The following is a 14,516-nucleotide window of genomic DNA, read 5'->3' as shown; positions in this document are numbered from 1 at the left end:
AACTGCTTTATGCTGTGTACTCTCTGCAAAACCGGCGAACTGGAACCCGGCTACGCCACCGTTACGCTGGAGCACAATGGTGCGGTGGTCGTGTTCAAGCTGGTGCCAGCTCGCGTGTGCCAAAACTGCGGCGACTACCAGTTGAGCGCCGACGTGGCCGAGCAGCTGTATGAGCGCGCCGAAGCTGCCATTGCCAAAGGCGCCGAAGTAGAGGTTAGCCGTTGGCGGATGGCTAGCTAGCCCTTTCTGAAACCCAAATCCGCTAAAAGCTCATCTGCGCCTTCAAGATGCTAGAAAACAAAATAGCCACCCTGCCGCGCAAAAAGCACGGGAATATTCCGTTGTAACCTATTTCGGCCGCAGGTATGAGTATTCAGCAAGTGGCGCTGGCAGCGGGCATTTTCTTTTGGAGCCTGCTCGGAATGGTACCCATTTATTTTGGCATCCGCATTTGGCAAAACAAATTGCGCGGCTTGCCTATTAAGGGCTATTATCCCGAAAAGGCGCAGAATCTAACAGGCTTAAACAAGTGGGTGGGCAGTTGCCTGCTGCTGATGGGCCTGGTGCTGATTGGGGGTGGCGTACTAGCTGGTACCGTTTCCTTGCTTTTTATTGTTTTGACTGTGGCCCTCACCTCGCTCTGCGCTACCGCGCTAGAACGGGGTGCCGCCCGCTACTACTAAGCTTTTCTATCTCACTGCTCATGCGTCCCGAGTCCTTCGAGTTTCTCACCACTTACCTGAATAACCCCTCGCCCACTGGCTTCGAAAAAGAAGGGCAAAAATTGTGGCTCGACTACATCCGGCCCTACATCGACAGCTACTTCGTGGACACCTACGGCACGGTGGTGGGCGTCGTGAACCCCGAGGCGAAGTACAAGGTGGTGATTGAGGCCCACGCCGACGAAATCAGCTACTTCGTCAACTACATCACCAAGGAAGGTTATCTCTACCTACGCCGCAACGGCGGCTCCGATGCGCTGGTAGCCCCTAGCAAGCGCGTCAATATCTTCGGCGAAAAGGGCATCGTGAAGGCGGTGTTCGGCTGGCCGGCCATCCACGTGCGCAAGGTAGAGCAGGACAAGGCGCCCACCATCGAAACCATTTTCCTGGACTGTGGCGCCAGCAGCGCCGACGAGGTGGCCGAAATGGGCGTGCACGTGGGCTCGGTCGTTACGTTCGAGGACGAGTTTACGGTGCTCAATAACAAATACTACGTGGGCCGCGCCCTCGACAACCGCATCGGTGGCTTCATGGTAGCCGAGGTGGCTAGGATGCTGAAAGAGAACCACAAGCAGCTGCCCTTCGGCCTCTACATCGTGAACGCGGTGCAGGAGGAGATTGGCCTGCGCGGGGCCGAGATGATAGCCCACCGCCTCAATCCCGACGTGGCCATCATCACTGACGTGACCCACGACAGCCAGTCGCCGATGTACGAGAAGAAAACGGCCGGCGACATCTCCTGCGGCAAAGGCCCGGTCATCACCTACGGCCCGGCCGTGCAAAACAACCTGCGCGACCTCATCATCAACACCGCCAAGGAAACCGATATTCCGTTTCAGCGTGCCGCCGCCACCCGCGCCACCGGCACCGACACCGACGCCTTTGCCTACTCGGGCGCGGGCGTGGCGGCGGCCCTCATCTCGCTGCCCCTCAAGTACATGCACACCACCGTCGAAACCGTGCACCAGGATGACGTGCAAAACGTTATCAACCTGATTTACGAAACCCTGCTCCGCATCGAGGACGGCCAGGACTTCCGGTATTTCAGCTAAGCATCCTTTTCCTTTTACCACCGCGGCTGCCCCTAGGGGTGGCCGTTTTGGTAAGGTGCCCGCCCCCACATGTCTGCCTCCCCGCCCGCGCACTCACTCCCGGTAACCGACCAATTGGGCCGGCGGATAGTACTGCCCTATCCGCCGCAACGCATCGTATCGCTGGTGCCCTCGCAAACCGAGCTGCTCTTCGACCTGGGCCTGGGGGCGCGAGTGGTGGGCGTCACCAAGTTTTGCGTGCACCCGGCCGCGGCGCGGCAGCAGGCTGCGGTGATTGGCGGCACCAAGCAATTCGATTTCGCTAAAATCCACGCGCTGCAGCCCGACCTACTTATTGGCAACAAAGAGGAAAACTACCAGGCTGGCATCGCGGAGCTAGCGCAGCGCTACCCAGTGTGGGTCAGCGACATTGCCGATTTGCCCGCCGCGCTGGCCATGATTGAAGAGATTGGCGCGCTTACGGGAGTGGCCGCGCCCGCCGCAACGCTGGCCACTACCATTGACCAAGCCTTTGCGGCGCTACCAGCCCTAGGGCCGCCCATTCCGGCTGCCTACTTCATCTGGCGCCGGCCTTACATGGTGGCAGCGGGCGGCACGTTCATTGACGATATGCTGCGCCGGGCGGGCTTTGCCAATGTATTCGGGGCCCTAGGGCGCTACCCTGAGGTAAGCCCCGAGCAGCTGCAAGCCGCCGCGCCGACGCGCATTTTCCTGTCGTCCGAGCCGTATCCGTTCAAGGAGAAACACTTGGCTGAATTCCAAGCCATTTGCCCCGCGGCGCGGGTGCAGGTGGTCGACGGCGAGCTATTCAGCTGGTATGGCAGCCGGCTTTTACAGTCGGCGGCCTACTTCAGCAAGCTAGCCAAAAGCTACTTTTAGCAAGTTTTTCTGCTAATTCAGAACTGGTGCTTTGGGCTTGCCGGCCCTAGCGGCGCATGGTTTTTTCAATGTGGTCCCACATGGCAGGCGTTAGGGCCTGCAGCTTATTGAACTCGCCGGCACCATTCAGCCATTCGCCCCCGTCGATGGTTACTACCTCCCCATTGATGTAAGCCGAAAAATCAGACACTAGGTAAGCCGCTAAATTGGCCAGCTCCTGATGCTCGCCCACGCGCTTGAGCGGTACGCTGGCGGCGGGGTCAAGCTGGCTGGCCAGCGGCTCAGGAAATAAGCGGCTCCAGGCGCCTTCGGTGGGGAAAGGGCCGGGCGCGATAGCGTTAGAGCGGATGCCATACTTGGCCCATTCTACGGCCAACGAGCGCGTGAGGGCCAGCACGCCCGCTTTGGCCGCCGCCGAGGGCACCACGAAGGCCGACCCGACCGAAGCGTACGTGGTGACGATGTTGAGGATGGTGCCGGGCTGCTGGTCGGCAATCCAGCGCTTGCCTAGGGCCAGCGTACAGTTGTACGTGCCCTTGAGCACGATGTCCACAATCACGTCGAAGGCCTTGTGGCTCAGACGCTCGGTGGGGCTAATGAAATTGCCGGCCGCATTGTTAAGCAGTACATTCACGCGCCCAAACTCTTGGTAAGCACGGTCTAGCACCGCCTCTACTTCGTCGTAGCGGCGCACGTCGCAGGCCAGGGCCAGCACGCGGCCACTCGTTAGCTGGCGCAGTTCGGCCGCGGTTTGCTCCAGTACGGCGAGTTTGCGACTGGTAATTACCACATTTGCCCCTAATTGCAGAAAATACGTACTCATGGCGCGGCCAAGGCCCGTGCCGCCACCCGTGACAATGATGGTTTTGCCCGCGAGGGCATTATCGCGAAGCATGGGCTGGGCAAAAGCTGACATAACTGACATAAGCGGGCAACATAACCGGGCAAAACCCCGGTTATAGCAACGCCCGAAGATACTACCACCACACGCTCCTACTCGGCTTGCCTAACACTGCCCGGCGCTTAGCTGCCTGCGCTGGGGTTCGCTCACCACTCGCTCTGCTGCCTTTCTAGCTTCCAATTCACCTGTTTTCTATGTCTGAGATTCCTGTCCAAAACCTAGCTGACGGCCGCCTCACCGTGGCGGTGCTAGGGTGCGGCTGGTTAGGTTTTCCGTTGGCCAAAGAGCTGCTGGCGCAGGGCCACCGGGTGCTGGGCACCACTACCACCCCCGAGCAGCTGCCTGTGCTGGCCGCGGCTGGCATCGAGCCCCTGCTGTTGCAGCTCGGTCCGGATTTCTCGGCGGCCGACGAGCAGGGCCTGACCGCCTGGCTAACCCAGGCCGATGTGCTGGTACTCAACGTGCCGCCCCGTGCCGCCGTGGCCGGTGGCTACCCGCAGCTGCTGCGCCCCGTACACCGGGCCGTGGCGGCGGCGCGCACCAAGGCAGTATTGTTTGTTTCTACGGTGGGCGTGTACCCCGACGCGCCCCGCCCCATGCGCGAAACCGATGCCCTGAGCACCCGCGATGCCTCGTCGGACGTGCTGCGTACCGAGGGGCACTTTGTACCGCGCTACGGGCAGTGGCACAGCACGGTAGTGCGCCTAGGGGGTCTTATTGGGCCTGGCCGCGCGCCCGGCCGCTTTCTGGCGGGCCGCCAACGCCTGCCCCACGGCAGCGCTCCCACCAACCTGCTGCACCTCACCGATGCGGTGGGCGTGCTGCGCACCATCATCACCCAGGGCCTGTGGGGCCACACTCTGAACGTGTGTGCCAGCGAGCACCCGCTGCGGCACGAGTTTTACCCAGCCGCCGCGCTTTTTATTGGCTTAGTCCCTCCCACTTTCCAGCCCGACGAGGGCGGCGGCAAGCTCATCGATAGCAGCCAGGTGCGGCGGGTGGTACCCTACACCTTCGTGCACGACGACGTGCTGGCGGCCCTGCCTTTCTGCTGAGACACTCCCTAGGGCGTAATTTTGCATTATGTCCTCCCCTTCCTCCGTGCTTGCCGCTACGGCCGTACCTGCCGCCGCGCCTTCCAGTGCCGCGCTGCCCGTGGCGGTGCTTGGGGGTGGGGCCGCGGGCTTTTTCGGGGCCATTGCCTGCGCTGAAGCTAACCCCAGCCAGCCGGTTTTTTTGCTGGAAAAAAGCCCGAAGCTGCTGAGCAAAGTGCGCGTGTCGGGCGGCGGGCGCTGCAACGTAACGCACGCCTGCGAGTCGGCCGCGCAGCTCATGCAGCACTACCCGCGCGGTAGCCGGGGCTTGAAAGAAGCCTTCCAGCGATTTGGCGTGGCCGACACCGTGGCGTGGTTTGCCCAGCGCGGCGTGCAGCTCAAGACGGAAGCCGACGGGCGCATGTTTCCGACCACCGAGAGCAGCGAAACCATTGCCCAGGCCCTGGAAAGCGCCGCGCGCCAGGCCGGGGTGCACGTTTTCACCCGCACCGCCGTCGAGCGTATTACCCCCCTACCCACCGGCGGCTTCGAGCTGATTCTCAGCGGCGAAGGTAATACCCGCCTAGGTTCACCGCTGCGCGTGGGCCAGCTGCTGGTGGCCACCGGCGGCAGCGCCAAGGCCGAGGCCTACGACTGGCTACGGGCCCTAGGGCACAGCGTGGCGCCGCCGGTACCCTCGCTGTTCACCTTCAACGTGCCCGCCTCGCCCCTGCGCGAACTGCCCGGCGTGAGCGTGCCCCACGCCCGGGTGGTGCTGGCCGGCGAGAAACTGCAGTATGAGGGCCCGCTGCTCGTCACGCACTGGGGAGTGAGTGGGCCGGCCGTGCTCAAGCTCTCGGCCTGGGGTGCCCGCCGCCTGCACGAGCTGGCCTACCACGGCACGGCGCTCATCAGCTGGGTGCCCGCCCACACCGACGACACCCTGCGGGCCTGGGCCCAGCAGTATCGGCAGGAGAACGGCAAAAAGCAGGTGGCGGCGCATCCGCAGTTCGGGCTGCCTACCCGCCTCTGGCGCACCTTGATGGCCGAAGCAGGCCTAGGCGCCGACGCTCGCTGGAGCGAAGTACCGGCCAAAGCCCAAAACCGCCTGCTGGAGCTACTGCTGCGCACCCCACTGCAAGTGCAAGGCAAAACCACCCACAAAGAAGAATTTGTAACTTGCGGTGGTATTCCACTTGCCGAAATTAATTTCCAGACCATGGAAAGCCGCCGGGTACCGGGCCTCTACTTTGCTGGCGAGGTACTTGATATCGATGGCATTACGGGTGGCTTCAACTTCCAGGCGGCCTGGACTACCGGTTGGCTAGCGGGGCGCAGTCTGGCCCTGGCCCAGCCCTAGGCCGGGCAGCCACCCCGCTGGTCAATAAAATGCTACTTTCTTGGGTAAAGCCGTAACCCTGCGGGCTTTTGGCTAGTAAACCGGGTACATTTCCTCACTAATTTCCTTTTTCCAATCATGGAAGCCAAAGCCACCCAAGCCGCCCTCAACGAACTCATCACCGTCCTCAAAGATGGCCAAAAAGGCTACGCCGACGCGATGACCGACGTGAAGGACCAGCACCTGAAAGACCTATTCAAGAAGTACGCTGCTCAGCGCGCAGGCTACATCACCGAGTTGGAAGACCAAATGTTCAAGCTCGACCTGCACCCCGATACCAACGAAGGCTCGTCGGTAGTAGGTGCCATTCACCACGCCTGGATTGACCTGAAAGCTGCCGTAACCGGCCACGACAACCACGCCATCTTGGCCGAGTGCGAGCGCGGCGAAGACGTAGCCAAGAAGGCTTACGAGGAAGCCCAAAAAGTGCAGGACCTCCCCGGCGACCTCAAATCAATTATTGAAAAGCAGGCACAGGGCGTGAAAGCTGCTCATGACGAAATCCGTGGCTTGCGCGACTCATCGAAGTAAAACCACCGATTAGCGCGGATTTCACGGATTTCGTGAACGATGCTTATTCAACTAAAAGAGGAGGATGCTCAACAGCATCCTCCTCTTTTAGTTGAATAAGTACGCTTCCACTACTGAAAAGGGCTACCCATTGGGTAGCCCTTTTTATTGCTCACTTAGACCACCCTTTCGGGTGTCAGCCACAAAATCCGCGAAATCCGCTAAAATTCGCGCTAATCAGTGGTCTTACTCGTCGAAGTTTTCGCGCTTGCCGCCGAAGCTGCCACGCTCCCGGTTGCCGTAGCTGCTACCGCCGCCTTGGCCGCCTTTGTAGCCGCCGCGCTGGTAGCCACTGCCGCCTTCGCGGCTGCCGTAGCTACTACCACCTTCGCGGCGGTTGCCGTAGCTGCTACCGCCGCCCTGACCGCCTTTGTAGCCGCCACCGTAGCTGCCGCCTTCGCGACGGTCACCATAGCTGCCCCCTTTGTTGCCATAAGGCGGGCGGCCTCCTTCGCGGCGGTCGCCACCGCCGAAGCTGCGGCGCTCCCCGTCGCCAAAACCGCGGCGCTCGGGGCGGTTCAGGCCTTCTTCTTTGGCAGCCGCATCCTGCACCGGCGTGGCGATGCTGAACGTAACTGGCTGGCCCTGGATGCTGCTGCGGCCTAGCTGGCCCACTACCTCATCGGCAAACTCGGCGGGCACTTCCACGAAACTAAACTTGTCGTAGAGCGCAATGTCGCCCACCTTGTTGCCTTGCAGCCCGGTGTTTTCCGAAATCAACTCCACTACGTCGCGCGGGTGCAGGCGGTCCTTCTTGCCCATGCTGATGAAGAGGCGCGTGTAGCCGGGACGGCTGGCCCCCTTCTCGCGGCCCGCATCGAGGCTTTGCTCGTTGCGCTTGTCTTCCTTCATCGTCATCTTGAGCAGCGCGGCCGCGATGTCGAGCGAGGTAATATCCTCACTCTGGTCGAGCAGGCGCTGCACGCGGCCGATATACTTATCCAGGCCACCCTTATCCACCACTTCCTTAATCTGGCTGAGGAAGAGCGTAGTTTTCACTTCCGATACGTCGGCAAACGACGGCACTTGCTCCAGCTTGATATCAGCCTTGGTGAAGCGCATGATGTCGCGCAGCTTGTAGATGTCGCGGCCGCTCACGAAGGTGAAGGCGCGGCCGCTCTTGCCAGCGCGGCCCGTACGGCCAATGCGGTGCACGTAGTACTCCTCGTCGGCCGGCAGGTCGTAGTTGAATACCGCCTCTACGTTGTCCACGTCGATGCCGCGGGCGGCTACGTCAGTCGCCACCAGAATCTCTAGGGTGCTCTTGCGGAATTTATCGAGCGTGTTCTGGCGCTGGGCCTGGCTCATGTCGCCGTGCAGGCCATCGGCGAAGTAGCCCTTGGCTTGCAGGTCGGCCACGATGTCGTCCACCATGCGCTTGGTATTCGCGAAGATGATGGTCGACTTGAGGTTGTACATGTCGAGGATGCGCGTGAGCACATCCTTTTTCTGCGGACCGCGCACCTCGAAATAACTCTGCTCGATGTTCGAGACGGTCATTTCCTTATGGTTGACCTTCACTACCTGCGGGTCGCGCTGGTACTTTTTGGTCATATCCATAATCGGCTTGCTCATCGTAGCCGAGAAAAACACCGTTTGGCGCTCCTCGGGCATCTTGCTCAGCACGTACTCAATGTCCTCCCGGAAGCCCATGTCGAGCATCTCGTCGGCCTCGTCGAGGATGATTTTGGTGGCCTTGTCGAGCTTCAGCGTGCCGCGCTCGATGTGGTCCATCACCCGGCCGGGCGTGCCAATCACGATTTGCACGCCGCGCTCGAGGGCGCGGAACTGGCGGTCGTAACTGCTGCCGCCGTAGATGGGCACCACGGCTAAGCCTTTCTTATACTTGCCCAGCTTCTGGATTTCGCCCGAAACCTGCACCGCCAGCTCGCGGGTGGGGCACAGTACAATCACTTGGACGTCACGGCTTTCGCCGTTTACTCCCTCAATGGCGGGGATGGAGAAGGCGGCGGTTTTGCCGGTGCCCGTTTGGGCCTGGCCAATCACGTCGCGGCCGGCGAGCAGCGCCGGAATAGCGGCCGACTGAATGGGCGAGGCTTCCTCGTACCCCATATCGGTGATGGCGCGCTGTACTTCGGGCGAGAGGTTGAGTTCGTCGAAGCGGATTTTGGCCTTATCGGCCACTTCTACTTTTTCGGTTTCCATGTTGGAACGGAATAGGTTAGTAAGCCACCTGGTTTTCCAAAACCTGGGTGGCTAGGGGAAGGAGACTACGCTCTGAAAACAGCCGGCTCAACAGCGGCGGCGCTTCTTCCCCCTTAACCTTTCCTAACTAACGAAGGCGGAAAAAATACGACCGTACTTAACGGGAACTATTCGGCAGCCAATCTCTTAACTCTGGGCCACCCCGGCCACTAAAATGGGGCCGTTCTCAAATGCGGGTGCAAAGGTACGCATTTTAAATTGAAAAAGCTACTTGCAACCAGCATATTCTCACTATTTCGTCGCTTCACTGGCCTCGGCAGACCTAGGGAGCTGGGGCGCAGGCCAAGCAGCTGGCAATAAAAAAGCGCGTTTCCGGGGAGGAAACGCGCTTTTATTAAAGCAAGCGGTGCCGCTACTTAGCTAATCACCGATACTTTCACGGCGTTCGGGCCTTTGCGACCTTGCGCTTCTTCGTACTGCACGCGGTCACGCTCACGGAGCGTCTTGGCATCCACAAGGTCAGTTACGTGCACAAAGATGTCCTGCCCCCCACCTTCGGGGGTAATGAAACCAAAGCCTTTGGTTTCGTTGAAGAATTTTACCGTTCCGGTCAGCATAATAAAAAAATGAAAACTACGTGTCTTCAAAGCCCGGTGAAAGCTAGGAACCTAAGATGTAAACAAGCACACCGAAGCGGACCGGAAAAGCACTACTGACCCTTGAATTAAACCAAAGGTAGGCAGCGGCTGCTTAGCCAGCGCGCCTAGCGGCCCTGCAAAAGGAGACAGCGGGACAGGATAAAACAAAAAAGTGCGTTCCCGCCATGGGAACGCACTTTTTATAGGTACGAAATCGTTGAGATTAATTAGCTAATCACCGATACTTTCACTGCATTCGGGCCTTTGCGGCCTTGCGCTTCTTCGTACTGAACTTGGTCGCGCTCGTGAAGCGTCTTGGCATCCACGAGGTCGGTTACGTGCACAAAAATGTCTTGGCCCGTCTCGTCGTTTTTGATGAAACCAAAACCTTTGGTCTCATTGAAGAATTTTACCGTTCCGGTCGGCATAAAAAAAATAAAATAGGTGGTGTGTCATCGGGGCCCGGCGAAAGCTGGGGGACCTTGATGCACCAAACCGGAGCGGACCGGAACAGCACCACAGAGCCTCGAGTTGCGCCAAAGATAAACAAAATTCCTAAATCTCACTAATACTTAAAAATTTCTATGGACCCGCTTTCGGCCCCGGCACACGCTTTCTCTCACCACTTTACAGTAGAGGCGAGCGACATTGACCAGCTTGGCCACGCCAACAACGTGGCCTACGTGCGCTGGGTGCAAGACGTGGCCGCCGCCCACTGGCACTACCTCTACCCCCCTAGCCCCGCGCAGCCGCCCCAAGTGTGGGTGGTGCAGGAGCACCTGGTTCGCTACCACCGCTCGGCCTACGCTGGCGACGAGCTGCGCGCCCTCACTTGGGTGGCCGACGTGAACGGTGCCCGCTCGAAACGCCTCACCCGCATCGAGCGCGTGGCCGACGGCCAGCTGCTATGCGCCGCCGAAACGCAGTGGGTGCTGCTGGATGCAGGTAGCGGCCGGCCGGTGCGCGTGCCGGCAGAGGTAGCGGGGCGGTTGCTGCCTGCTTAAAAGCTAGCTATATTCCATAAAATCTACCCTATCGCAATTAATCCTGATTAGAATTGCTTCACGAATATTCTCTGCTGTCAATATCACTTCTTTGTTCAATAAATAGGAAATTGATTTCATATAACTGACTAACCTATCATGGTCATCTATCGACTTAATTTGGCTTGGGTCGATATCGTTTTCTATTAATTCATCAGTAAAAAAGTGACAATTGATTTGTATTTCAGCTAAGTAGATTCTTGCAGTGGTCGGATAATATCCCAAATTCCATTTGCTAGCGATGAATTCAAAATCGATTCTTTCTTGAGTAATATCATTGTCACATCCCACAGCGAACCAGTCTATAACATAGTTCTCGTTTACATAATCAGTCCATTGCTGCCAGTCCTTCTGATTTACATCTAGCACATAGATATCACGCCAAGAGCCATCTATGTAGTAAATTTCATTTCTTAGCTTTTCCCAAGTCATAGATTATTAGTGCTTTCAGCAATACTGCTTTAACGATTAAAAATGCCCGCTCCTTTCCGCATTTATTCCGCTTCGGCGGGCTCTGGCAAGACGTATCAATTAACGAAGGAATACCTGAAGCTGGCCCTAGGGTACCCGCAGCCGGCCGACCCTACCGGCGAGCGCAGCTACAACCCGAGCTATTTTAAAAGTATCCTGGCCATTACGTTTACCAACGACGCGGCGGGCGAGATGAAGGAGCGCATCGTGGGGGCGCTGCGGGGCTTTGCGCAGGGCGGCGACCCTAGGAACGACGCGCTGCTGGCCGAGGTAGCCGCGGAGCTGGCGGCCGAGGGGCAGCTGTCCCCGCGGCTGGGCACGGCCGAGGAACGGCAGCGCGAGGTGCGGGCGCGGGCAGCGGCTACGTTTCGGCTGGTGCTCTACCACTACGCCGACTTTGCGGTGAGCACCATTGACTCGTTTGTGCAGCGCATCGTGACGGCTTTTACGCGCGAGCTGGGGCTGCCGGCCTCGTTTGAGGTAGAGCTGGACACCGATAGCGTGCTGCGCTCGGCGGTGGCGGGGCTGCTAGACCGGGTGAACCGCCAGGCCGATAGCCAGCTGCTAAGCCAAACGCTGGCCGACTACGCCCTAGGGCAGGCCGAGGAGGGCCGCAGCTGGAACCGGCTGCCCGACGAGCTGCTGGAATTTGGCCGGGCCCTGTTTAGTGAGAGCGTGCACGAGGCGGTGGCGCAACTGGGGCAAAAAACGATGGCCGACTTTCGGGCGCTCGACCAGCAGCTACGGCAGCAGCTGCGCGAGGTGGAGGCGGCCGTGCAGGCGCCCGCCGACCGGGCACTGGCGGCGCTGGCCGGCGCGGGCATCGAGGCCGAGCACCTGGCGGGCGGGACCAATGGCATTCACGGGCACTTTCGCAGCTGGGGGCGCTGGCTGGGGGCGCCCGATGCCAAGGCAGATTTTCCGACGGCCACGGCCCGCAAGGTGGTGGAAAGCGGCAAGTGGTGGAGCGACAAGGCCAAGAAGGCCGGCCTGGTACCGGCCGTGGAAGCCGCGCAGCCCGAACTGGCGGCAGCATTTCAGGAGCTATTGGAGCTGCGCATCGCGCACTTGCCCAATTACTTGCTGCTCAAAGCCATTCAGCCTTTTTTGTTTCATGCCTCGCTGCTGAGCGAGCTGAACAAGCTGGTGGAGGACATCAGCCGCGAGCGCAACGTGGTGCTAATTTCGGAATTTAACCGGCGCATTGCGGCCATTGTGCTGCGCGAGCCGGTGCCCTTTCTGTACGAGCGCCTAGGGGAGAAGTACCGGCACTTGCTGATTGACGAGTTTCAGGATACTTCGGTCTTGCAGTGGAATAACCTGCTGCCGCTAGTGGAGAACGCGGTGGGCAACGGCGGCCTCTCGCTGGCCGTGGGCGATGCCAAGCAGGCTATTTACCGCTGGCGGGGCGGCGAGCTAGAGCAGATTTTGCGCCTCTACCAGGGCGATACCAGCGCGCTGGCCGCCCGCGCCCGCGAGCCCGAACTGCGCCGGCTGCTGGCCGGCCGCTACCAAACGCTGCAGCAAAACCTGGAGCCGCACTCGCTGGCCATCAACTACCGCAGCGCGCCGGCCATCGTAGGCTTTAACAATCAGTTCTTTGGCTACGTGCGCGCGCGCAACCCGGGCGGCGAGCTGGTGGGCGGCATCTTCGCGGCGGGATTTGAGCAGGCCGTGCCCGACGGCTCGGATGGCGATGGTCCCGCCGCGCTTACTGCCTTCCCTAGGCCCTTGCTGACCCAGGAAGGCCACGTGGAGCTGCTGTTCACCCACCGCGAGGCGCCCGCCCGGCGCTACCACCCCGCCACCGGCGAGTACGGCGCCACGCTGCCGGGCTACCGCGACGGGGCCGCGCTCGACTACAATGAGAGCACCTGCTACCTGTGCCTGGCGCTGGTAGAGCAGGCCCTGGCCGACGGCTACCAACTGGCCGATGTGGCGGTGCTGTGCCGCACGCGGGGCCAAAGCCGGCTGCTGGCTAAGTTTCTGAAAGAAAGAGGCTTTCCGATTATTTCGGCCGATTCGCTGGCCCTGCAGTTTGCGGAGGTGGTGAACCTGCTGGTGGCCCTGATGCGGGTGCTGCAGCAGAGCGCCGACACGCTGGCGCGCGCCGAAGCCCTGCTGCTCGTGGACAAGGTGGTGCGGCGGCGGGCCCCTACCCCGGCACGGGCGCGGCACCTGGCCGCCGTGGCGAACGACACGGAAACCGGCGCGCCGTTTTTTGACGAGCTACGGGCCCTAGGCTACGACCTGGACGAGCACAAAACCGGCAACCTGGGGCTGTATGAGCTGACGGAGCGGCTAATCGGCATTTTTGGGCTGCTGGAAGCCGCGGCGGAAAGCGACTACCTGTTCCGCTTCCTGGACTTGACCCTGGAATTCAGCCTGAAATACGGCAACAACCTGGGCAACTTCCTCACCTATTGGGACGAGCGTAAGGGCGTGCTGAGCATCAACGCGCCGGGCGGCACCGATGCCATCACCATCACGACCGTGCACAAGGCCAAGGGCCTGGCCTACGGCGTAGTGCTGGTGCCCTTTGCCGACTGGGACCTGGTGCCGCGCAGCGATGCTAAGCTGTGGGGAAACCTAAGTGGCGCCGACAAGCCCCTGGCTGGCCTGCCCGACGTGGCCGTGGTGCGCCTTAATAAAGCCTTGAGCTTCACGCCCTTGGCAGCACAGCGCGAAGAAGAAGTAGAGAAAACGCTGCTCGACGGGCTGAACACGCTGTACGTGGCTTTTACGCGGCCCCGGCACCGGCTATACGTCATCAGCAAGGTGCCGGCCGAGGCGCCGCGCACCAGTAGCTTGCCGGCGGCGGCTACGCCCGAGCTACCCACCGAGCAGGGCGAAGCCCGCGACGTGGCCGCCCTGCTTAGCGGCTACTTGCGCACCCTAGGGCAGTGGCACGACGGCCAAACGAGCTTCGTGCTGAGCGAGGGCAGCCACGCTAAAGCACGAGCAACGAACAACGAAAAGCGGACTTTCCCCCTCACCAACCTCGCCAGCACTGACTGGCACCAGCGCCTGCGGCTGCGGCGCCACGCCACCACGGTATTCGACTTCGACGAGCAGGAGCGCCTGGGCGAGCTGAACCGCAAGCTGCACTACGCCCTGCGCCGCCTGCTGAGCGCCCGCGACCTAGGCCGCGCCCTGCGCCAGTTGGTGGCCGAGGGCATCATCAACCAGAAAGAGCGGCCGGCGCTGGAAACGCGCCTGCAAGCCATCCTGGCCGACCCGCGCCTAGCCCCCTATTTCGCCGATAACCTGGCCGTGGAAACCGAGCGCGAGATACTGGTGGGCGGCCACACGGTACGCCCCTATAAGCCCGACCGCATCGTGTTCAGCCTGGCCGCCAGCCGCGCCGAGCAGACCGTAACCATGCTCGACTTCAAGCTGCCCCCGCCCCGCGAGGCCGACAAAACCCGCCTGCGCGACTACGGCCGCCTGTTTCGGGAGCTGGGCTATGGGCGGGTCCTGGGGGTTATCTACTACTTCGGCTCGGGCGAGGTGGTGGAAGTGTAGGCTAAGCGAGCCTACTAGCACTTCATTGGTGCCAATAGGTGGTCATACTGAGCTTGTTGAAGCAGCTTTACCGCTCCGTTGCTTGATGCACAAGCAATCACCCTAGGCGGCGCAGC

Annotated in this window: 14 protein-coding genes; 9 read left to right on the top strand and 5 right to left on the bottom strand. The window is 60.7% G+C overall.

Going from position 1 to position 14,516, the window contains the following annotated elements; genetic code table 11:
• The first annotated feature begins 9 nt into the window (after positions 1–9).
• The 4 genes from HHL22_RS02565 (at position 10) to HHL22_RS02550 (ending at position 2,653) form a co-directional block, all read left to right on the top strand.
• Positions 10–240 carry a type II toxin-antitoxin system MqsA family antitoxin gene (locus HHL22_RS02565; protein WP_169529403.1) on the top strand — a complete coding sequence of 77 codons (231 nt, stop codon included), beginning with the start codon at positions 10–12 and terminating at the stop codon, positions 238–240.
• A gap of 125 nt (positions 241–365) precedes the next feature.
• The gene (locus HHL22_RS02560; protein WP_169529402.1) at positions 366–683 is read left to right on the top strand and encodes a hypothetical protein; all 318 of its coding nucleotides are present in this window, start codon (positions 366–368) and stop codon (positions 681–683) included.
• Positions 684–703: 20 nt separating this feature from the next.
• The gene (locus tag HHL22_RS02555; RefSeq protein ID WP_169529401.1) at positions 704–1,774 is read left to right on the top strand and encodes a M42 family metallopeptidase; all 1,071 of its coding nucleotides are present in this window, start codon (positions 704–706) and stop codon (positions 1,772–1,774) included.
• Positions 1,775–1,843: 69 nt separating this feature from the next.
• Entirely contained in the window at positions 1,844–2,653 is an 810-nt protein-coding gene (locus HHL22_RS02550) for an ABC transporter substrate-binding protein (RefSeq protein ID WP_169529400.1), read from the top strand.
• 46 nt (positions 2,654–2,699) lie between these two features.
• On the opposite strand, the gene HHL22_RS02545 is transcribed toward HHL22_RS02550, so the two are convergent.
• On the bottom strand, positions 2,700–3,548 hold the full coding sequence (locus HHL22_RS02545) for an SDR family oxidoreductase (protein ID WP_241737948.1): 849 nt from the start codon (positions 3,546–3,548) through the stop codon (positions 2,700–2,702).
• Positions 3,549–3,748: 200 nt separating this feature from the next.
• Between HHL22_RS02545 and HHL22_RS02540 the strand changes: the two genes are divergently transcribed.
• The 3 genes from HHL22_RS02540 (at position 3,749) to HHL22_RS02530 (ending at position 6,518) form a co-directional block, all read left to right on the top strand.
• Positions 3,749–4,609, top strand: a complete 861-nt coding sequence (locus HHL22_RS02540; RefSeq protein WP_169529398.1) for an NAD(P)-binding domain-containing protein — start codon at positions 3,749–3,751, stop codon at positions 4,607–4,609.
• Positions 4,610–4,637: 28 nt separating this feature from the next.
• Entirely contained in the window at positions 4,638–5,948 is a 1,311-nt protein-coding gene (locus HHL22_RS02535) for a BaiN/RdsA family NAD(P)/FAD-dependent oxidoreductase (protein WP_169529397.1), read from the top strand.
• A gap of 117 nt (positions 5,949–6,065) precedes the next feature.
• Positions 6,066–6,518: a PA2169 family four-helix-bundle protein gene (locus HHL22_RS02530; RefSeq protein ID WP_169529396.1), complete on the top strand. Its 453-nt coding sequence runs from the start codon at positions 6,066–6,068 to the stop codon at positions 6,516–6,518.
• A 225-nt stretch (positions 6,519–6,743) separates the two neighbouring features.
• On the opposite strand, the gene HHL22_RS02525 is transcribed toward HHL22_RS02530, so the two are convergent.
• From HHL22_RS02525 to HHL22_RS02515, 3 genes are all read right to left on the bottom strand, one after another.
• Positions 6,744–8,723: a DEAD/DEAH box helicase gene (locus HHL22_RS02525; protein ID WP_169529395.1), complete on the bottom strand. Its 1,980-nt coding sequence runs from the start codon at positions 8,721–8,723 to the stop codon at positions 6,744–6,746.
• 416 nt (positions 8,724–9,139) lie between these two features.
• The gene (locus HHL22_RS02520; RefSeq protein WP_169529394.1) at positions 9,140–9,340 is read right to left on the bottom strand and encodes a cold-shock protein; all 201 of its coding nucleotides are present in this window, start codon (positions 9,338–9,340) and stop codon (positions 9,140–9,142) included.
• Between the two features lie 248 nt (positions 9,341–9,588).
• On the bottom strand, positions 9,589–9,789 hold the full coding sequence (locus HHL22_RS02515; RefSeq protein ID WP_169529393.1) for a cold-shock protein: 201 nt from the start codon (positions 9,787–9,789) through the stop codon (positions 9,589–9,591).
• 156 nt (positions 9,790–9,945) lie between these two features.
• Between HHL22_RS02515 and HHL22_RS02510 the strand changes: the two genes are divergently transcribed.
• Positions 9,946–10,365: an acyl-CoA thioesterase gene (locus HHL22_RS02510; protein ID WP_169529392.1), complete on the top strand. Its 420-nt coding sequence runs from the start codon at positions 9,946–9,948 to the stop codon at positions 10,363–10,365.
• 3 nt (positions 10,366–10,368) lie between these two features.
• On the opposite strand, the gene HHL22_RS02505 is transcribed toward HHL22_RS02510, so the two are convergent.
• Positions 10,369–10,836 carry a hypothetical protein gene (locus HHL22_RS02505; RefSeq protein ID WP_169529391.1) on the bottom strand — a complete coding sequence of 156 codons (468 nt, stop codon included), beginning with the start codon at positions 10,834–10,836 and terminating at the stop codon, positions 10,369–10,371.
• A 42-nt stretch (positions 10,837–10,878) separates the two neighbouring features.
• On the opposite strand from HHL22_RS02505, the gene HHL22_RS02500 reads away from it, so the two are divergent.
• Entirely contained in the window at positions 10,879–14,400 is a 3,522-nt protein-coding gene (locus tag HHL22_RS02500; RefSeq protein ID WP_169529390.1) for a UvrD-helicase domain-containing protein, read from the top strand.
• Positions 14,401–14,516: the final 116 nt, after the last annotated feature.

It is taken from the genome of Hymenobacter polaris (assembly GCF_012927305.1).
Taxonomy (GTDB): domain Bacteria; phylum Bacteroidota; class Bacteroidia; order Cytophagales; family Hymenobacteraceae; genus Hymenobacter; species Hymenobacter polaris.
Note: the sequence above shows the minus strand (reverse complement) of the source record. Positions and strands in the feature narration are given on the sequence as shown.

Coding starts and splice junctions, on each gene's coding strand:
- HHL22_RS02565 (WP_169529403.1), top strand. CDS start 10: ATGCTGTGTACTCTCTGCAAAACCGGCGAACTGGAACCCGGCTACGCC.
- HHL22_RS02560 (WP_169529402.1), top strand. CDS start 366: ATGAGTATTCAGCAAGTGGCGCTGGCAGCGGGCATTTTCTTTTGGAGC.
- HHL22_RS02555 (WP_169529401.1), top strand. CDS start 704: ATGCGTCCCGAGTCCTTCGAGTTTCTCACCACTTACCTGAATAACCCC.
- HHL22_RS02550 (WP_169529400.1), top strand. CDS start 1,844: ATGTCTGCCTCCCCGCCCGCGCACTCACTCCCGGTAACCGACCAATTG.
- HHL22_RS02545 (WP_241737948.1), bottom strand. CDS start 3,548: ATGCTTCGCGATAATGCCCTCGCGGGCAAAACCATCATTGTCACGGGT.
- HHL22_RS02540 (WP_169529398.1), top strand. CDS start 3,749: ATGTCTGAGATTCCTGTCCAAAACCTAGCTGACGGCCGCCTCACCGTG.
- HHL22_RS02535 (WP_169529397.1), top strand. CDS start 4,638: ATGTCCTCCCCTTCCTCCGTGCTTGCCGCTACGGCCGTACCTGCCGCC.
- HHL22_RS02530 (WP_169529396.1), top strand. CDS start 6,066: ATGGAAGCCAAAGCCACCCAAGCCGCCCTCAACGAACTCATCACCGTC.
- HHL22_RS02525 (WP_169529395.1), bottom strand. CDS start 8,723: ATGGAAACCGAAAAAGTAGAAGTGGCCGATAAGGCCAAAATCCGCTTC.
- HHL22_RS02520 (WP_169529394.1), bottom strand. CDS start 9,340: ATGCTGACCGGAACGGTAAAATTCTTCAACGAAACCAAAGGCTTTGGT.
- HHL22_RS02515 (WP_169529393.1), bottom strand. CDS start 9,789: ATGCCGACCGGAACGGTAAAATTCTTCAATGAGACCAAAGGTTTTGGT.
- HHL22_RS02510 (WP_169529392.1), top strand. CDS start 9,946: ATGGACCCGCTTTCGGCCCCGGCACACGCTTTCTCTCACCACTTTACA.
- HHL22_RS02505 (WP_169529391.1), bottom strand. CDS start 10,836: ATGACTTGGGAAAAGCTAAGAAATGAAATTTACTACATAGATGGCTCT.
- HHL22_RS02500 (WP_169529390.1), top strand. CDS start 10,879: ATGCCCGCTCCTTTCCGCATTTATTCCGCTTCGGCGGGCTCTGGCAAG.